We start from the raw sequence: 16,449 nt of genomic DNA, 5'->3' as shown, positions 1-16,449 counted from the left end.
AACACAAAAGTCAAAAAAAAAGGGAAAGTGCGCGAACACTTTCCCAGATATTTTTTGATTCTAATTTGAATAAGGGTTTTACGCTTTGAATCTAAGACCCAAATACAAGTCTAACCAAAAAACAAAAGTATGAATAAAATTTACTTCACCCAAGGGTGTCCAGGGATAAGGACACTCTCAAAAATCATTGTAATAATGAAGATTACATTTTTCATAGTACTCGCTACGTGTTTAAATGTCTCTGCTAATGTTTTCTCTCAAGAAAAGCTTTCACTTGACGTGAAAAACGTATCACTAGAAAAGGCACTTCAAATCATTGAACGAAAAAGTTCATATCGTTTTGTTTATTGCCCAACCGAAGGACCGTTTAATAAATTGGTAAGCATACAAACAGACAAAGTCCCTATTGCAGAGGTATTGAATTTATTGTTTAATGGTACATCCCTGGATTTTTTGCTGGAGGATCACTTGATTACCATTGCCAGAACAGGGGATAGGCAACAGGAGATTATAGTAAACGGTGTGGTTACGGATAGCCTCGGAGTTGCAATACCTGGTGTTACTGTTTCAGTGAAAGGTATAAAAGGCAAAGGTACATCTACCGATATGAATGGCAGGTTTAACTTGAAAGTTCCCGACAATGCTGTACTTGTTTTTTCGATTGTCGGTTTTGAACCAAAAGAAATGCTGGCTGTTTCGGGAAGGTCAATGAAAGTGATGCTAAGGAGTTCAAATGATATATTGGACGAAGTAGTGGTTCAGGCTTATGGTACGACTACCAAGCGCGCAACAACAAGTGCCATCAGTACTTTGGACATGAAAAACGTAGCACGAATACCTGTCGCTTCTATTAATGATGCTGTTGCCGGAAGGATCCCAGGTGTAATTGTTACCGCAAGTAATGGAGCGCCAGGTTCTAAAAGCAGTATCTCCATCCGTGGAAGCAACATAGCCCCCTTATTTGTAATTGACAATGTGATTCGTTCTTCAAACGATTTTGCAAACCTAAATCCGAATGATATTGAAGAATATTCAATTTTAAAAGATGCAGCCGCAACAGCACTTTATGGGGTGTCAGCAGCTAATGGTGTGATTATCGTAACGACTAAACGTGGTAAAGATGGCCAAACCAATATCAACTATTCCTACAACCAAATCTTTTCTCAACCAACATTATTCCCGGAAAAAATAGGTGCTTATGAACATGCTGTAGCACTCAATAAACTTGCCGCTGATGAGGGAAGAAGCCCTTTCAGATCCCCGGTAGATTTGGAGAAAGTACGAACAGGGTCAGACCCTTTAAATTTTCCGAATACGGATTGGCAGGCTTTAACGATGAAAGAGTTCGCATCAGATATGAGGCATGATCTTTCGATAACTTCCGGTACAAAGGCGTTAACTTATTTTGCTTCTCTTTCACATTACGATCAGGGAACAATATTGCGTACAAAAAAAAATTACAATAAACGGACTACCTACCGCTTAAATACGACAAGTGATATCGAAAAGCTTAATCTTAAGGTTACAGCTGGTATTGATGGATTTTTTGAAACTAATTCTCAGCCTTTTGCTGGCTATGGCGGTGTTTATAGTCACATCCAAAATAGGCAACCCTCTCAACTGGCGGTAAATGAGTTTGGTTTGCCAACCTCTCAACCAGATAACCCGGTAAGAGAGTTAGATCCACTTTCCGGATATAACAAAATTACAGCTAAAATCTTCAATTCAAATTTAGGATTAGAATATAGTGCCCCATTTTTAGAAGGATTAAAGTTAAAAGTAAACGGTGCTTACACTACTTATAATAATTTCAGGAAAATTTGGAGTTACCTGGCACCTGCCTATAATATTGGAAGCAAAACACCAATAAATGCAGGGCCACCATCCCTAACTAATGAGCAAGGTCAGGGCGCAACACTTACCTTACAAGGGTACTTAACTTACAATAGAACTTTTGGTGATCATGCGTTTGATTTTACCAGCGTTTTCGAACGCCAGACAGATGATTTTTCTATTGTTAATGGAACAAGGCAAAACTATCAAATTATATACGATCAGATTATAGCCGGCCCAACGTTAAATGCAACTACTGCTGGTAATGAGGGTGAAAAAAGACGTGCAGCAGTTTTAGCCCGTTTAAAATACAGTTATCAATCAAAATATACCCTTGAAGGGTCAATTAGAAGAGATGGTGATTATCTTTTCCCTCCGGGTCACCAATGGGGAACTTTTTATGCGGTCTCTGGGAACTATGTAATTTCTGATGAAAATTTTATGAAATCGTTAAAGGAAAAACATATTCTCGATTTCTTAAAACTGAGAGGTTCTTATGGGCAGTTGGGTGATAAGAAGGATTTAACGACAGGTGAGGAGATTCTACCCTTTCAATATGTGTCGGCCTACGGTTTAAATGCCAATGCCTGGGTTATTAACGGTAATTTGGTGCAAGGCAGTTCAGAACCTGGGACTTTGCCTAGAAGCCTATATTCGTGGCAAACGATCGGAAGCAGGAATTTGGGACTGGAGTTCGGTACATTAAACAATAAATTAACGGGTGGCTTCGATTATTTTTACACCCGAAGAAAAGGTTTTGTGGCCAGTGATCCTCGTTTTGCATCAACTTTAGGTGTAGCATTGCCTTTAATAAACGTGCCTAGTGCTGCATTTAGAACAGAAGGCTTAGAATTTAATGTAAATTACGCTAGTAATATTAATGACTTCAGCTACAAAGTTGGCGTTAATTTTACAAGGGCAAATACCTTATGGGAGAGAGATCCACGTGATACTGAGGCAGCCCTTAAAGATCCTTTCAACAGAAGGACGAATATGCCTGGTGATTTTTTTGGAAGCGGCTTGCATAGCTTAGGTGTATATACCAATAATAGCCAGCTATTAACAGGTGCTCGTTTTGATAATCCTAATATTATTGCGGGAGATTTAAAGTATTTGGATGCTAATGGCGATGGCAGAATTACATCAGATGACAGGAGACCGATAGGTAAGAATGCCTTCCCTCGTACAAATTACGGTGTAACGTTCGACCTGGGCTACAAAGGGTTTTCTTTTAATGCGGTGTTACAAGGTGCAGGTAACAGGGATAGATATATTGGAGATGTACTTCAGGGTTCGAGTAATCAAAATCAATTGGTATATGCCTACCAATTGGATTACTGGCGCCCAGACAATACAGATGCACGTTTTCCCAGAGCTGTTTCAACACCAAGTATAAATGGGAGCAACAACTTTCAAGCTTCTGATGCCTGGTTAATCCACTCGAAATATATACGCTTAAAATATGTGCAGTTGGGTTATGACTTTAAGCAAAACTTGCTAAAAAAATCACCTTTTCAAGAGTTGCGCTTATTTGTATCAGGAACTAATCTGTTAACTTCAGCTAAAAGTCAAGATTATTTTCTCGATCCTGAATCTGGTACAAATAACCTAAATAATTACGAATATCCTATTCAGCGCACAATTGCCATAGGTTTAACCGCAGGTTTTTAATCATTTATTTTGAAGATTATGAAAAAATTTATAACAACCATAGGGATTTTAACCGGTATTTTGGTGCTAAATTCTTGTAAAAAGGTACTGGATACTTTACCCACTGATCGGATTAGTGCTGATATCATATGGAGCAGCAAGGCCAACGCCGAGACTTTTATATTTAGTACGTATGGAATAATGAGCAGCTTTCAAAGCGGACCAGGTGCAGATCCCTGGACAACGAACATCATTGCTCAGGGAGGTATCGGCGGATCGGCGAATCCAGTTATTGGTGAAACATTAACCAATCGAAGCGATTATGGATTTAACAACTGGGCTGCTGTTCGCCGTTGTAATGTCATCATTAAAAATGTCACCGAATCAACAGGTATTGCTGATGCAGATAAAAAAGAATTAATTGCCGAAGCTAAATTTTTACGGGCTATGTCTTATTTTCAAGTTACCCGTAACATAGGTCGAATTGTTTGGATAGATAAGGTTTTAACTGAAAATGATGAATTCAAACTCCCTACAACAGCTAATCCTACAGAAAGTTATAACTACATTATTAAAGATCTGGAAGATGCTGTAGCGGATTTGCCTATTGCTAAAATATCTGGTAGGACTAATAAATATGTAGCAGCAGCTTTTTTAACAGAGGTGTGTTTACAGGCCCTGGCTTATAAAAACTATCCGGCTGCGCCAAATGTTGCGCCAAACGACCCACTATTGGATAAAATTATTACTAATGCTCAATTAGTAATAAGTGGTGGTTATGCGCTGGAAGCAGATTACGAAGGAATGTTCAATGAAGTCAAAAGTACATCTAATGAGATTATTTATGGTATATATAGAAAAGCGATAAATACATCTGTACAAAGTACACCCATGCAGAATTGCATGCCAAATATTACAGCAGATAAAATCAATAAATTTCAGGGTTCTCCGCTGTTTATTAAATCTGTTCCTTTCGAATGCTGGCCAGAAAATTTCCCGGCACAAAATTTAACGGATGATTATTTGACCATTGATAAAGCAGACCCAACCAAGGTTGTGCCCTGGAATCAAACTTCGCAATATATCAATGCGATTGATGAAACAGTGAATGTATTGGCGCCTTTTTCAAGATTAGGCTTTCCACATGATAAAACAGCTAAACTAAATGACGAAACTTTGGTGAAAATGGGACGTATTAAACCAGGTAGTACAGAAAGCATTTGGACCTTGACCAACGAAAACCGTGATGCCAGGTGGAAAGCGTCTATCATTAGTGATTCAACCCGTTTTTACGGTGAATTGTTTACTACTGGTTTAAGAGGAAATGCAGCAAGATTTCTAGGTGAAATTAATGGTGGTGATTATGCCTTTACTTTAAGTAACATGTACTGGCGCAAAGGTATATATACCAATGTTTCGCCCTCCTATTTAAATTCTGTAAGTACCGATTATCATTTTGTTTGCATGCGTTTGGGAAGGGTATACCTAAATTTAGCTGAAGCCTATTTGTTAAAAGGAGATGTAGCTAATGCGGTAATCAATTTTAACAAAACACGTGTATTACACGGTCAGATACCAGCAGCTACAGCCAGTAATTTAATCAGTGCCTGGAAAGATTACAAAAGAGAACGCCGTGTAGAGTTGACTGAAGAGAACGATCGTTATTACAGCTTGTTACGTTGGGGCAGATACGGTGGTGATGCCAATGATGGACTTGCCTCAGGATCTTCCATTGCAGAGTTAACTGAACCTATTCGTGTGATGGATATTTCAAAAGACCGCAAAGCTTTTTCTATTGTTACTGGGCCATTCAGAAGCATTTACAATAATCGTAAATTTCAACCTTCAAGAAGATACCTGCTTCCAATTCCGCAAGGTTTTATCGATAACAATCCAAAATTTTTGCCTCAAAATCCAAACTGGTAACCTAAATATTTGATCATGAAAAGAAAAATTAAATACATATCAACTCTTGTAATGTTGCTGATGGTAGCCTTAGCCTCATCATGTTTAAAAAAGGGTTTAGAAGATTATCCTTTGTTTGATACCAATGAGATTACATTGGTTGGAGCCGAGTATCGCTTTAATGGTACCGTAATTAAAAACGGACAGCCAGTAGTGGCTTATCAACCATTAACAGTGACGCAAACTATAGATAAACCTACTTCTACTATTAATGTGGTGATCACAGTCCCAGCAGCAAATGGCCAATTTACTACCGCAGAAAAAGCTAAAGTGGTGCAAACCAATTTGTGGTTTTTTATGAACATCTCTACGGCAGCGACCATTTCTCCAACAGGAGGCACTCCGGCCCTGGGATTTCCTACGGATGCGACCAAACCACTGAAATACACGGTAACTGCCGCAAATGGAGCTAGCAGAGTTTGGACTATAAACGTCACCTCTTTTATTAACCAATAAAATCAATTGAATAACACAGGGGTATTTGAGCCTCTGTGTTATTTTTTTGCCTATAAAATCAAATTATATACTGATGCAACCATCATAGGTGATAGCTTCATAACCTTTAAAAATCAAATAATATACTGATGAAAAAATATCTGATCGTTTTGCTTTTTGGTTGTCTGCAAGCAAATGCGCAGGTAATTGACGTTACTAAATTCGGTGTAAATCCCAATGATTTTACGGACGCCACTACAGGTGTGAAAAAAGCTATTGAAGCTACTAGAACACAAAAAAATAGCATCTTGAATTTCCCGAAAGGTCGGTACGATTTTTGGCCTGACAATGCCACTGAAACTCATTATTATATCTCGAATACCTCTTCGGAGGTAGAATTTCCAGTAAAAAAACAGCGGGTAGGCTTGTATCTCAAAGGGTTAAAAAATGTGACTATTGAAGGTAATGGGTCTGTATTTGTTTTTCACGAAAAGATGATCTCATGGGTCTTAGATGAATGTATGCAAATTAGCATACAAAACTTATCTGTAAATTATGAACGCCCGGGTATGTCTGAAATGACCTTGAAAGAAGTGTCGGATACCAGCGTTGTAGCTAACATTCATCCAGACTCCAGGTTTTCCATTCTTGATAACCATTTGTTATGGTATGGAGAAAAATGGATCACGAAAAACTATCATGCAGCATTGGTAAGGCCCCAAACAGGAATGTTATTGTATAGCAGCTGGAATCCGTTTTTAAATAGTAAGGCCGAAAAAATTGCCCCCCTTACTGTAAAATTCAAGGGTGATTTCTCGAAGTTTAAGGGTAGGATCGATGAAGTGCTAACCATAAGAGATACTTATAGAGATTACGTAGGTGCTTTTATAAACCGTTCAAAAAATATTAGGTTACATAACCTGCATATGAATGCTATGCATGGCCTCGGTATTGTTTCCCAGTTTTCTGAAAATCTGGACTACAGCAGCGTTTTTGTCGAACCTGAAAAAGGAAGCGGTAGGGTAATTGCCTCTTCAGCGGATGGGCTGCATTTTTCGGGTTGCAAAGGACAAATTACGATCAATCACTGCAGGTTTAATGGTATGCACGACGATCCGGTCAATGTGCATGGAACGCATTTGAAAGTTACAGAAATCTTATCACCAACAACCTTAAAATTGAGGTTTATGCATCACCAGTCATACGGCTTTGAAGCATTTATCGCAGGTGATACGGTGGCTTATCTGCACAGCGCTTCTCTACAGATTTATAAACAGGGAGTAGTGAAAACTGCAAAATTAATTTCTGAAAGGGAAATGCTGCTGGAAATGGAAAAGCCGTTTTCTGCTGAACTTAAAGTTGGTGATGCATTGGAGAATATTACCTGGACACCCTCGGTAACGATTAAAAATTCCAGGTTCGAAGGTACTATCTCAAGAGGGACGTTGATAACCACACGAAGAAAAGTTGTCATTGAAAATAATGTATATTACCGGACAGGGATGCACGCCATTTTAATTGAAAATGATGCCTCGGGATGGTATGAATCAGGCCGGGTAATGAATCTGACTATCCGAAATAATCAATTTATAGAATGCGGCTACAATTCCTCTCCCAATAATTATGTTATAAGTATCAATCCCCAGAATAAAGAAATTCTTTCAGGATATTACGTTCACAAAAATATAACTATTGAAAACAATACTTTTAAAGTATATGACTCGCCTATTCTAACCGCAAGGAGCACCAGTGGTTTAGTTTTTTCAAATAACAAAATTGAAAAAACAGATTTCCTGCCCGCAGGTAACAACAAACCTGCTTTTAATTTTATCGGTTGTACCGCGGTGAAAATAATCAATAATCACTTTTATAAAGGCGCACAAACGGAAATTAAAACAAACCTAATGACTGGTAAAGATATTAAATCTGATATTGTTTCGGTTCCTTCAATCCGGTAAATGGCGCTGCATTGAGTGAGGACCATATTAAACGCTATGTTTTAGATGCTGGTAAACCTTGGAGCAAGACGAGTATCACGCACAACGGCAGTGTCGAAAGACGCTGCCGTTTTTTTCTTAGTATAAGGTAGGATACTTGAAATATCACAGAATATTGGAGTGTTATCTGATTAGTTGATAATTATTACAATATATTTCGTTGTGGTTAATTTGATGTGTTTTGAGTATATTTGCAATATCAATGCTTACTGAATATGATAGTGAAACAAACTAATTTAAAACTAAGCTCGCGCAACATAATTAAGGATTCTGCTAAAGAGGATAATTACGATCCTGCATTTGTTAAAGAAATCCTTAAAAGCCGGGATGATATCAAGAAAGGCAGGGGGGGTAAAATAGCTACTGAAGATTTGTGGAAGTAAAATTAGCTTTTATTATTAAGATACCAATTCAAGAATGGAAAGAACAGTATTAATTATTGATGATGAACAATTACAGGCTGCTAGTTTAAAGAAAAAGCTATCTGAACTTTTACCAGATTGCCACTTTGAAGCTTACAGTACTACTGAAGAAATTCAACATGCGATAGAAAACCGGTTTTATACTTTGGCTATTATTGATAGCTGTATGGATAAGTTAGGTATGAATGGAATAGGCATTGCAACGCAGATGTTTGAGATTAACCCGATTGCTAATGTAATTATGATGTCGGGCCATAAGGAAGAATATTTTGCACAATTAAAACCTATTTCGGGGAAAGTATTGTCTGTAGTATCCAAACAGGAAAAGACCGTAGATACAGCTATACTGATGAACCCGATTATTAACCATTATTACGATAGTTTAGCTAATGATGCTTCGATCGTCACATCTAGTTTATTGCAAAATTATTCGGAGGCTAAGAATGAAACGGATACTTATAAAAAGGGGATTCAGTTTGAACGGTTTATCAGTTTGCTTTTTGGATTTCTGGGCTACAAAGAAATAAGAAAACGCGTCATTGATACTTCTCGTAATGAAGTGGATATTATAATTAGAAATGAGATTAAGGACCCGTTTTTAAATAAATTTGGGAAGTATATTTTAATTGAGTGTAAAAATAAGCCTGATTATACTGTAGGTAAGAATGATTTTATTGTGTTTAATGAAAAACTTAAAAACTCTAATGGTTTGGCCGAATTAGGTATTATTGCTACCACTGGCGGTTTCTCGAAAACATCTTATTTGGAAGCCATGAGAGGATCTGGTACAGCCAATAAAGTGCTGTTTTTATCGAATGTAGAGTTTTTGAGGTTGATTGAAGCTGATAACAAAACTGAAGAGTTTAAAAAGATTATTGATGAACAGATGAAAAACAATTAGTTCTATTAATGAAGATCTTTGTTCAGAGCCATTTGTACTGTTGATTTATTAGGTTTAGAAACTGGAATTTTGTCTCCGTTACTTAAGAGGAGCAGCCCACCATCTTCCTTTATCCAGCTTTTTACAAAAAAACTATTAACAAGATGGCTTTGGTGTGTGCGTAGAAAGCCTATTGATTTTAATAAATCAGCGTATTCTTTGATGGAACGCGACACCAGAATGCGATCACCATTTGTTAAAAAGAAAAACGTGTATGAATTATCCGCTTCGCAGCGAATAATTTCATTGATGGATACATATCGTATTTCATAGAGTTGTGGCAGGGCAATTTTTGTGGGTTGTCTTTCTTCATTCCGGATATGGTTTATCAGGAAGTCTAATTGTTTGTTCTTCTCTTTTGTGGTGTATTTTTCTTCGACTTTATTCACTGCGATTACAAGCTCTGGGATACTTACCGGTTTTAATAAGTAATCGAGTGCTGCGAACTTAATCGCTTCTATCCCGTATTTATCGAAGGCAGTGACAAAAATGACCTCAAAGTCCTGCTTAGGTAGGAGTTTTAGGAGATCAAATCCAGATTGAGTCCCCATCTGTATGTCGAGAAATAGTATATCAGGCTGATGAAGATTAATGAGGTCAATTGCTGTATTTAATTCTGCAGCAGTGCCGATGATGCTGATGCGTGGGCAGTACTTCTGAAGTAGTGCCGTAAGATTCTCATTGTTCGAGTGTTCGTCGTCAATTAGTAGTGCTTTCATAAATTAAAGCCATTGGGATAAGGTAATCTTAATATTTGTTCCTGACCTCCCTGAGTCTATGTCCAGGGAAATCGGACATTCTTTATAAATATCATTTAATAAAGAAATTCTTTTCTTGCTTAGTTTTAAGCCTAGTCCGGCATATTCTTCTATCGTATTAAAGCCTGAACCATTGTCAGCTATTGTGATGATTAGGTTTTGACCTTCTTTATTGAAGTTGATGGTGATTTTGCCTTTTTCTTTAAGCAGAGGTATGGCGTGTTTAACAGCATTTTCTACAAACGGTTGTATCAGCATGGACGGAATTTCTGTATAGCTATTTAATTCAGGATCTGAATGTATTTCATATTTGAATGGAAAACGCAATTGTTCCATTGAAAGATAATCCTCCAGAAGATCAATTTCATCCTTAATGCTGATTTTTGTTTCATCATTTAGAATGTGTCTGGTTAGTCTTGCAAACTTACTGAGATACTCATTCGCTGGCTCTATCTCATTTTTGTTGATCAGGTTTTGAATTCCTCCTAATGCGTTGAAAACAAAATGTGGATTGAGTCGAGAGCGCACATTCAGCAATTCAGTGTTTGCTGTTTCTGCCTGGTTTTTTGCTAATGATAGTTTTTTACTGTTGTTTTCCCTGATCAGGCAGATAGTTATTGCGGCTATCAGGATAAGTCCAAATAGGCCAGTGATCATTTCCTGCAGAGAATAAGTTCTTGGAGGTGGTAGCACCGTAAATGAGATTTTAAAGGATTTATCGTCAATAGTTTTGAGGTTGAAATCACTTATCACTGGGGCAACAATAAGTTTGTACGCTCCCGGCGTCATAAAGTAGCTTGAAGGAATGAAATTGCCCGGATTTCCATCATAATTGTTATACCTCCAGTTATTGGATAGATAGGCGATGTTGTCTTTGCCATTAATCTTGTTTATTAATACAACATGATACCTGAAGTCTAAATCTGTTTTTTGCATCAATAGGGAAATCCCACGAGTTTTATGATTCACTTCGAAAGCAGTGTCATTTCTTAAAGGGGATATTTTGTCCCATGGTATAATTTGGTTTCCGATTTTAATTGAGGGAATTTCAAAATGGAGTTTTGTCCCTAAAATTCTGGCATGCTGGAGTGGTTTGTTATAGACAATTACGGTCGTTACTTCCTTTTCTTCAGGGATCCTGTATATTTTGATGGTGACTTTTTTATTAACTACATTTGAAATCCCAAAATTCATTGTTAAATGTCCAGGAAGGTCACTTCTTTCAAGCCAAACTTGATCTACCTGAGTTAACTTCGCATTGGATTTGATGATAGTAGTATCATTTTCAATGACAGTATAGCGATAGTAGTTCAGGCTGTCCTTTTTTAAGCGGGTGGTTACTGAAATTGTGGTAGCTCTGTCGAGGAAAACTATTGTTCCTAATGGGTCGTTCGGTATTGGATTAAAGGGGTCGATTGATTTTGTGTTTTTGTCGGTCGCCAAGTAAACAGGGATTTTAGATGCCAATGCGCTTACTCCATAACTGGCGGGTTGACCATATTCATCAATGATGGCGTATTTTTGCTGGGCTTTACAAATGATGAACAGCAGAGAAAGCGTTAAAATACTGAGGATTATCTTCATGATTTAAGTTTTTAAATATGCTTAAACCTCTTATAAATACCTAGAATTAAAAATATACAAGTTGTAAATGATGGGGTTCATCTTGAATTAAGGGAACTTAAACTTGAATTGCTGGAGAGCTATTTAAAAAGAAAAGGGACAATCCTCACGGATGTCCCTTTTGCTAACCAAATATAAACCTGTATGAAGAGGTTTTATTTTAAGTTTCCGTAGTACTCTACGAATTTAGCTAATGCAGAAGAATAGCCCCACTCGTTATCATACCATGAAACTACTTTTACGAAGTTGTCATTCAATGAAATACCTGCTTTTGCATCAAAGATTGAAGCGTGATCATCACCGATAAAATCAGAAGAAACTACTTCTTCATCAGTATAAGCTAGTACACCTTTTAATTCGCCTTCAGAGGCAGCTTTCATTGCAGCTTTAACTTGCTCATAGGTAGCTGGTTTTTCTAAACGAACGGTTAAATCTACTACAGATACGTCGGCCACAGGAACGCGGAATGACATACCAGTTAATTTACCTTTCAATTCAGGAAGAACCATACCTACTGCTTTAGCAGCACCGGTAGAAGAAGGGATGATGTTAGAGAAACCACCACGGCCGCCTCTCCAGTCTTTAGCCGAAGGACCATCAACTGTTTTTTGAGTTGCAGTTACTGCGTGGATAGTACTCATTAAGCCTTCTACGATACCAAAGTTATCGTTTAATACCTTTGCAATTGGAGCAAGACAGTTAGTCGTGCAAGATGCATTGGAAACGATAGTTTGATCTGCAGTTAATTTATTATGATTTACACCCATTACATAAGTAGGGATGTCAGCATCCTTTGCAGGAGCAGAGAATACTACTCTTTTTGCACCAGCAGCAATGTGTTTTTCACCATCTGCACGGGTTAAGAATAAACCTGTTGACTCAATAACTGTTTCAACACCTACTTCATTCCATTTTAAGTTTGCAGGATCTCTTTCTGCTGTAATGCGGATAGTTTTACCATTAACAACAAGGTTTCCGTTTTCAACAGCAATTGTACCGTCAAAACGACCGTGTGTAGAATCGTATTTTAACATATAGGCCATGTAATCCGGCTCAACAAGGTCATTGATCGCAACGATATCTAATCCTCTTTTCAAAGCAGCTCTAAAAACTAGTCTGCCGATACGGCCAAAGCCGTTAATTCCAATTTTGCTCATCTTAAATTATTAATTTGAATAGTAGTTTAGTAAATTATATATAGGTTCCTTGGTAATCGTAGTAATTTCGAGACCGTGTTTCTTTGCTGTTGCACGTAACTGGTCCTGAAAATTGCCTGCTACAAGACCTACAAAGTGTATTTCTTTTCCGGGATGTTGTTTGACAGTTGGCAACATATACACCTGGAAATATTGTTCAAAAGCATTGTCGATGATGCTCAGAATGAATTTATGTTCTCTATACTCCATGAAAAATTCAAAGAAAGAACTTAAAAACTGCTGTGCCATCGGCTTCTTATAGATTCTTTCGAGGATCTGAGCTCTGTCCATATTGTACTTCAACTCAAAGTCCTTTTGTAAATCCGCAGGAAGTTTATTCTGAATAAAAAGCTTCAATAAGGTTTTTCCCAGGTAATTTGCCGAACCTTCATCACCAAAAACATAGCCTAATCCGAAATTGTTCTTTTCCGGCTTCTTGCCATCAAAATAGGCACAATTGGCACCGCTGCCCAAAATACCCACAATGCCAGGGTTGTTGTAACAAGCTGAAATGGCAGCGCCATACAGATCGTCTTTAACCGTTATTTTGCTATGCTTGAAAAACATACCCAGTGTATTGGCCAGCTCTTCTCTTCTTTCATCAGAAGAAGCGCCTGCCGCGAATACATAGATCTTTTTGATGCTCTCAGCATGATTGATCAGGATAGATTTTTTATTTAAGTATTGAAGAATAGCCTTCTGATCGTTGAAAGTAGGATTGATTCCCGGCATAGTGCACTCGGCAATAATTTTCCCTTCTCTGGCAATTTTCCAGAAAGCTGTTTTTGATCCACTGTATACAATTGCTATCATAATTATATAATTATATGGATAAAACTTTAGTCATTTCTAATAAATCGCTTTCTAACTTAAACGTATGTTTAGTTAACGCTTCTTCTATACTGGTTGTTTTAACGTCATTACCCCTCAGGCCAACCATAAGCATGGTGTTGCCTTTTAACAGCTCGTTAATGGCTGCAAAGCCCAATCTGCTGCCCAGGATTCTGTCGAAGCTACTAGGGCTGCCCCCGCGCTGAAGGTGACCCAGAATAGTAACCTTGGTGTCGTAATGGTTAAAACGCTCTTTTACTTTTTTCGCTACTTCATAAGCACCACCGTCTTTATGACCCTCCGATACGATAACAATACTGGAAGATTTTTTGGTAGAGGCGCCTGTCTCCAGCTTCGTAATAAGTTCATTTAAGCTTGTTTCTTTCTCAGGAAGGAGTACGGCCTCTGCACCACAGGAAATGGCGCTCCTCAAAGCTATACAGCCCGAATCACGCCCCATAACTTCAATGAAGAATAGCCGGTCATGAGAATCTGCTGTATCCCTGATCTTATCTACAGCCTCGATAACGGTATTAATAGCCGTATCGTAGCCTAAGGTGAAGTCTGAACCGTACAGGTCATTATCAATAGTTCCTGGCACACCGATGATTCGAATGCCGAATTTTTCTCCGAAGCGCTTGGCTCCCGTAAAAGTCCCATCCCCACCAATAACAACTAGTGCATCTATGTCATGAGCCTGCAGGTTTTTGTAAGCGAGCTCCATTCCTTCATCTGTTTTGAACTCCAGACAACGCGCTGTTTTTAGAACGGTGCCCCCCAGATGAATGATATTGCTCACCGACCTTGCATCCATATGACTAATGTTATTGTTGATTAGTCCCTGGTATCCTTGCAAAACTCCAAACATATTTATACCATTGTATATTCCGGTGCGGACAACTGCTCGGATGCAAGCGTTCATCCCGGGAGCATCTCCCCCAGATGTTAATACTGCGATATTTTTGATATTTGGTTTCATGATTTATATATTACGAATATAGCGTGTATTTTTTACACTAAGTAATTTATTTTTTATTTTCCTATGTTTACAGGAAACAAGTATATTTATTTGCTTTTAATATTTAAAATTAGTGTTTTGAAAGAAGTTTTACCAAAATTTAATTCCACTTTCTCAATTGATTGTGTGCTGTTCGGATTTGATGAAGGAGAATTGAAGATTCTTTTGATTGAAAGAAACGAAGAACCATTTAAGGATTGGTGGGCCTTACCAGGTAACCTGGTAGAAGAGAACGAAAGTTTAGATCAGTCTGCAACCAGAATTTTGCATGAGCTTACTGGTCTGAGTGATATCTATATGGAACAGTACTATACCTTCGGTGATGTGAACAGGCACCCGCAGGGTAGGGTTGTGAGTATAGCGTATTATGCCCTCCTGAGATTAGGAGGAGATAAAGTTGTAAAACCAATAAGCAATTATGCCAAACAGGCTTACTGGATAAACGTGAAGGACCTGCCTAAACTGGCATTCGATCATCAGCAGATTTTTGAGAAGGGAATGGAGAAAATCATGAGGCGGATCAAACATCAGCCGATTGCATTCGAATTGTTACCTGAGAAATTTACCCTTACACAGCTGCAAAATGTTTATGAAGTAATTCTGAACAAAAAACTGGATAAGCGGAATTTTAGAAAAAAGATGTTGAGCTTCGGCGTGCTGAGAGACTTAAATGAAAAACAATATGGTGTTTCGTTTAGAGCAGCAACCTTGTATAAGTTCGACAAAAGGAAGTATGCAAAATTGTTTAGCAAAGAGATTTCGTTTTAACCGAAAAGGTTTTAACGTACAAAAAGGGGGCGCATCATTCGATACGCCCCCTTTTCTATTTTTATATCAGAGATCCTGACTTATATCTGTGTTTTTTTTGCAACATGCAAGTGATAGTTCACAAGATCATCTATAGGAGAACGGATGATTTTTCCGATACCCATTTCATAACGATCTGCTACTACACTTAAGATGTCTCTGAAGCTATAACCAACAGATCCTACACAGTTTAATTTGTATGATTTGTAGTTTGGATAATGCGTTACCAGATTATCAAAAAATGCCGAAAACGCAAAGTCTATCGTGTTGAAGGTGTAATCTTCGTAATTTTCTTTGTAATCGTATAAGAATTTGCTAAATCCTGCGCAGAAACGGTTAGGAAGTGGCTTATTGTAAATGTGATCGAAAATATCTTCGTTCGTTAAAGCAAAGTTATCATAGAAACTCTCTCTAAGCCCTTTAGGCATATAGCCTTTCATGTAGTCGCTTAGGATCTTTTTACCAATAAAGCATCCGCTACCTTCATCGCCCAGGAAATATCCTAATGAATCGATGTTAAGGGTGATGTCGGTACCGTCATAAAGGCAACTGTTAGTTCCTGTTCCTAATATCGCTGCAAAGCCGGGCTCATCGCCAAGTAATGCGCGACAAGAAGCTAAGAGGTCGTGGCCAACATAGATTTCCGCATTTGGGAAAACCTGCTGCATCGCATCCGCTACAATTTTGCGGTTTGTGTCTGTCGAACAACCAGCACCATAGTAATTTACCTGCAATAACTTGTCAACTTCCAGGTGATCGGGAAGAGATTTTCTTAACGATTCAACTATGTAATCCGTTTTTGAAAAATATGGGTTGTAGCCTTCAGTATTAAAAAGAATCTTTCTGCCCGCTTCATTAATTAAACACCAATTGGTTTTGGTCGAACCTCCATCTGCAATAACTATCATCTTAATTCGTTTTTTTCTGGATAAAAGTAAATAATCCTGTCGTTTTAGTATATGTTTTATTCATGA

The 16,449-nt window shown here is 38.0% G+C and carries 13 protein-coding genes; 7 read left to right on the top strand and 6 right to left on the bottom strand.

Going from position 1 to position 16,449, the window contains the following annotated elements; all coding sequences use genetic code 11:
- Positions 1 to 195 precede the first annotated feature (195 nt).
- From B9A18_RS14180 to B9A18_RS14160, 6 genes are all read left to right on the top strand, one after another.
- On the top strand, positions 196 to 3,504 hold the full coding sequence (locus tag B9A18_RS14180) for a SusC/RagA family TonB-linked outer membrane protein (RefSeq protein ID WP_159452666.1): 3,309 nt from the start codon (positions 196 to 198) through the stop codon (positions 3,502 to 3,504).
- 18 nt (positions 3,505 to 3,522) lie between these two features.
- Entirely contained in the window at positions 3,523 to 5,409 is a 1,887-nt protein-coding gene (locus B9A18_RS14175) for a RagB/SusD family nutrient uptake outer membrane protein (protein ID WP_084289983.1), read from the top strand.
- Between the two features lie 15 nt (positions 5,410 to 5,424).
- Entirely contained in the window at positions 5,425 to 5,904 is a 480-nt protein-coding gene (locus B9A18_RS14170; RefSeq protein WP_084289982.1) for a DUF5018-related domain-containing protein, read from the top strand.
- A 128-nt stretch (positions 5,905 to 6,032) separates the two neighbouring features.
- Entirely contained in the window at positions 6,033 to 7,841 is a 1,809-nt protein-coding gene (locus tag B9A18_RS14165; protein ID WP_084289981.1) for a right-handed parallel beta-helix repeat-containing protein, read from the top strand.
- Between the two features lie 254 nt (positions 7,842 to 8,095).
- Positions 8,096 to 8,263, top strand: coding sequence for a DUF2683 family protein (locus B9A18_RS25165; RefSeq protein WP_159452665.1), 168 nt, complete (start codon positions 8,096 to 8,098; stop codon positions 8,261 to 8,263).
- A gap of 34 nt (positions 8,264 to 8,297) precedes the next feature.
- Positions 8,298 to 9,203, top strand: coding sequence for a response regulator (locus tag B9A18_RS14160; protein ID WP_084289980.1), 906 nt, complete (start codon positions 8,298 to 8,300; stop codon positions 9,201 to 9,203).
- Positions 9,204 to 9,208: 5 nt separating this feature from the next.
- On the opposite strand, the gene B9A18_RS14155 is transcribed toward B9A18_RS14160, so the two are convergent.
- From B9A18_RS14155 to pfkA, 5 genes are all read right to left on the bottom strand, one after another.
- Complete coding sequence (locus B9A18_RS14155) at positions 9,209 to 9,961, bottom strand: LytR/AlgR family response regulator transcription factor (RefSeq protein WP_084289979.1); 753 nt, start codon at positions 9,959 to 9,961, stop codon at positions 9,209 to 9,211.
- A 3-nt stretch (positions 9,962 to 9,964) separates the two neighbouring features.
- Positions 9,965 to 11,584, bottom strand: coding sequence for a sensor histidine kinase (locus tag B9A18_RS14150; RefSeq protein ID WP_084289978.1), 1,620 nt, complete (start codon positions 11,582 to 11,584; stop codon positions 9,965 to 9,967).
- A gap of 194 nt (positions 11,585 to 11,778) precedes the next feature.
- Positions 11,779 to 12,780, bottom strand: a complete 1,002-nt coding sequence (gene gap, locus B9A18_RS14145; protein WP_084289977.1) for a type I glyceraldehyde-3-phosphate dehydrogenase — start codon at positions 12,778 to 12,780, stop codon at positions 11,779 to 11,781.
- Positions 12,781 to 12,789: 9 nt separating this feature from the next.
- Entirely contained in the window at positions 12,790 to 13,632 is an 843-nt protein-coding gene (locus B9A18_RS14140) for a hypothetical protein (RefSeq protein WP_084289976.1), read from the bottom strand.
- 10 nt (positions 13,633 to 13,642) lie between these two features.
- Positions 13,643 to 14,629 (bottom strand): 6-phosphofructokinase, encoded by a 987-nt coding sequence (gene pfkA, locus B9A18_RS14135; protein ID WP_084289975.1) that lies wholly within the window; start codon positions 14,627 to 14,629, stop codon positions 13,643 to 13,645.
- A gap of 117 nt (positions 14,630 to 14,746) precedes the next feature.
- Between pfkA and B9A18_RS14130 the strand changes: the two genes are divergently transcribed.
- Positions 14,747 to 15,436: an NUDIX hydrolase gene (locus B9A18_RS14130; protein ID WP_084290108.1), complete on the top strand. Its 690-nt coding sequence runs from the start codon at positions 14,747 to 14,749 to the stop codon at positions 15,434 to 15,436.
- Between the two features lie 80 nt (positions 15,437 to 15,516).
- Here the strand turns inward: B9A18_RS14130 and B9A18_RS14125 are convergent, their stop codons facing one another.
- Positions 15,517 to 16,383 carry an N-acetylglucosamine kinase gene (locus B9A18_RS14125; protein ID WP_084289974.1) on the bottom strand — a complete coding sequence of 289 codons (867 nt, stop codon included), beginning with the start codon at positions 16,381 to 16,383 and terminating at the stop codon, positions 15,517 to 15,519.
- Between the last annotated feature and the right edge of the window lie 66 nt (positions 16,384 to 16,449).

Source organism: Pedobacter nyackensis (genome assembly GCF_900176505.1).
Classification (GTDB): domain Bacteria; phylum Bacteroidota; class Bacteroidia; order Sphingobacteriales; family Sphingobacteriaceae; genus Pedobacter; species Pedobacter nyackensis.
Note: the sequence above shows the minus strand (reverse complement) of the source record. Positions and strands in the feature narration are given on the sequence as shown.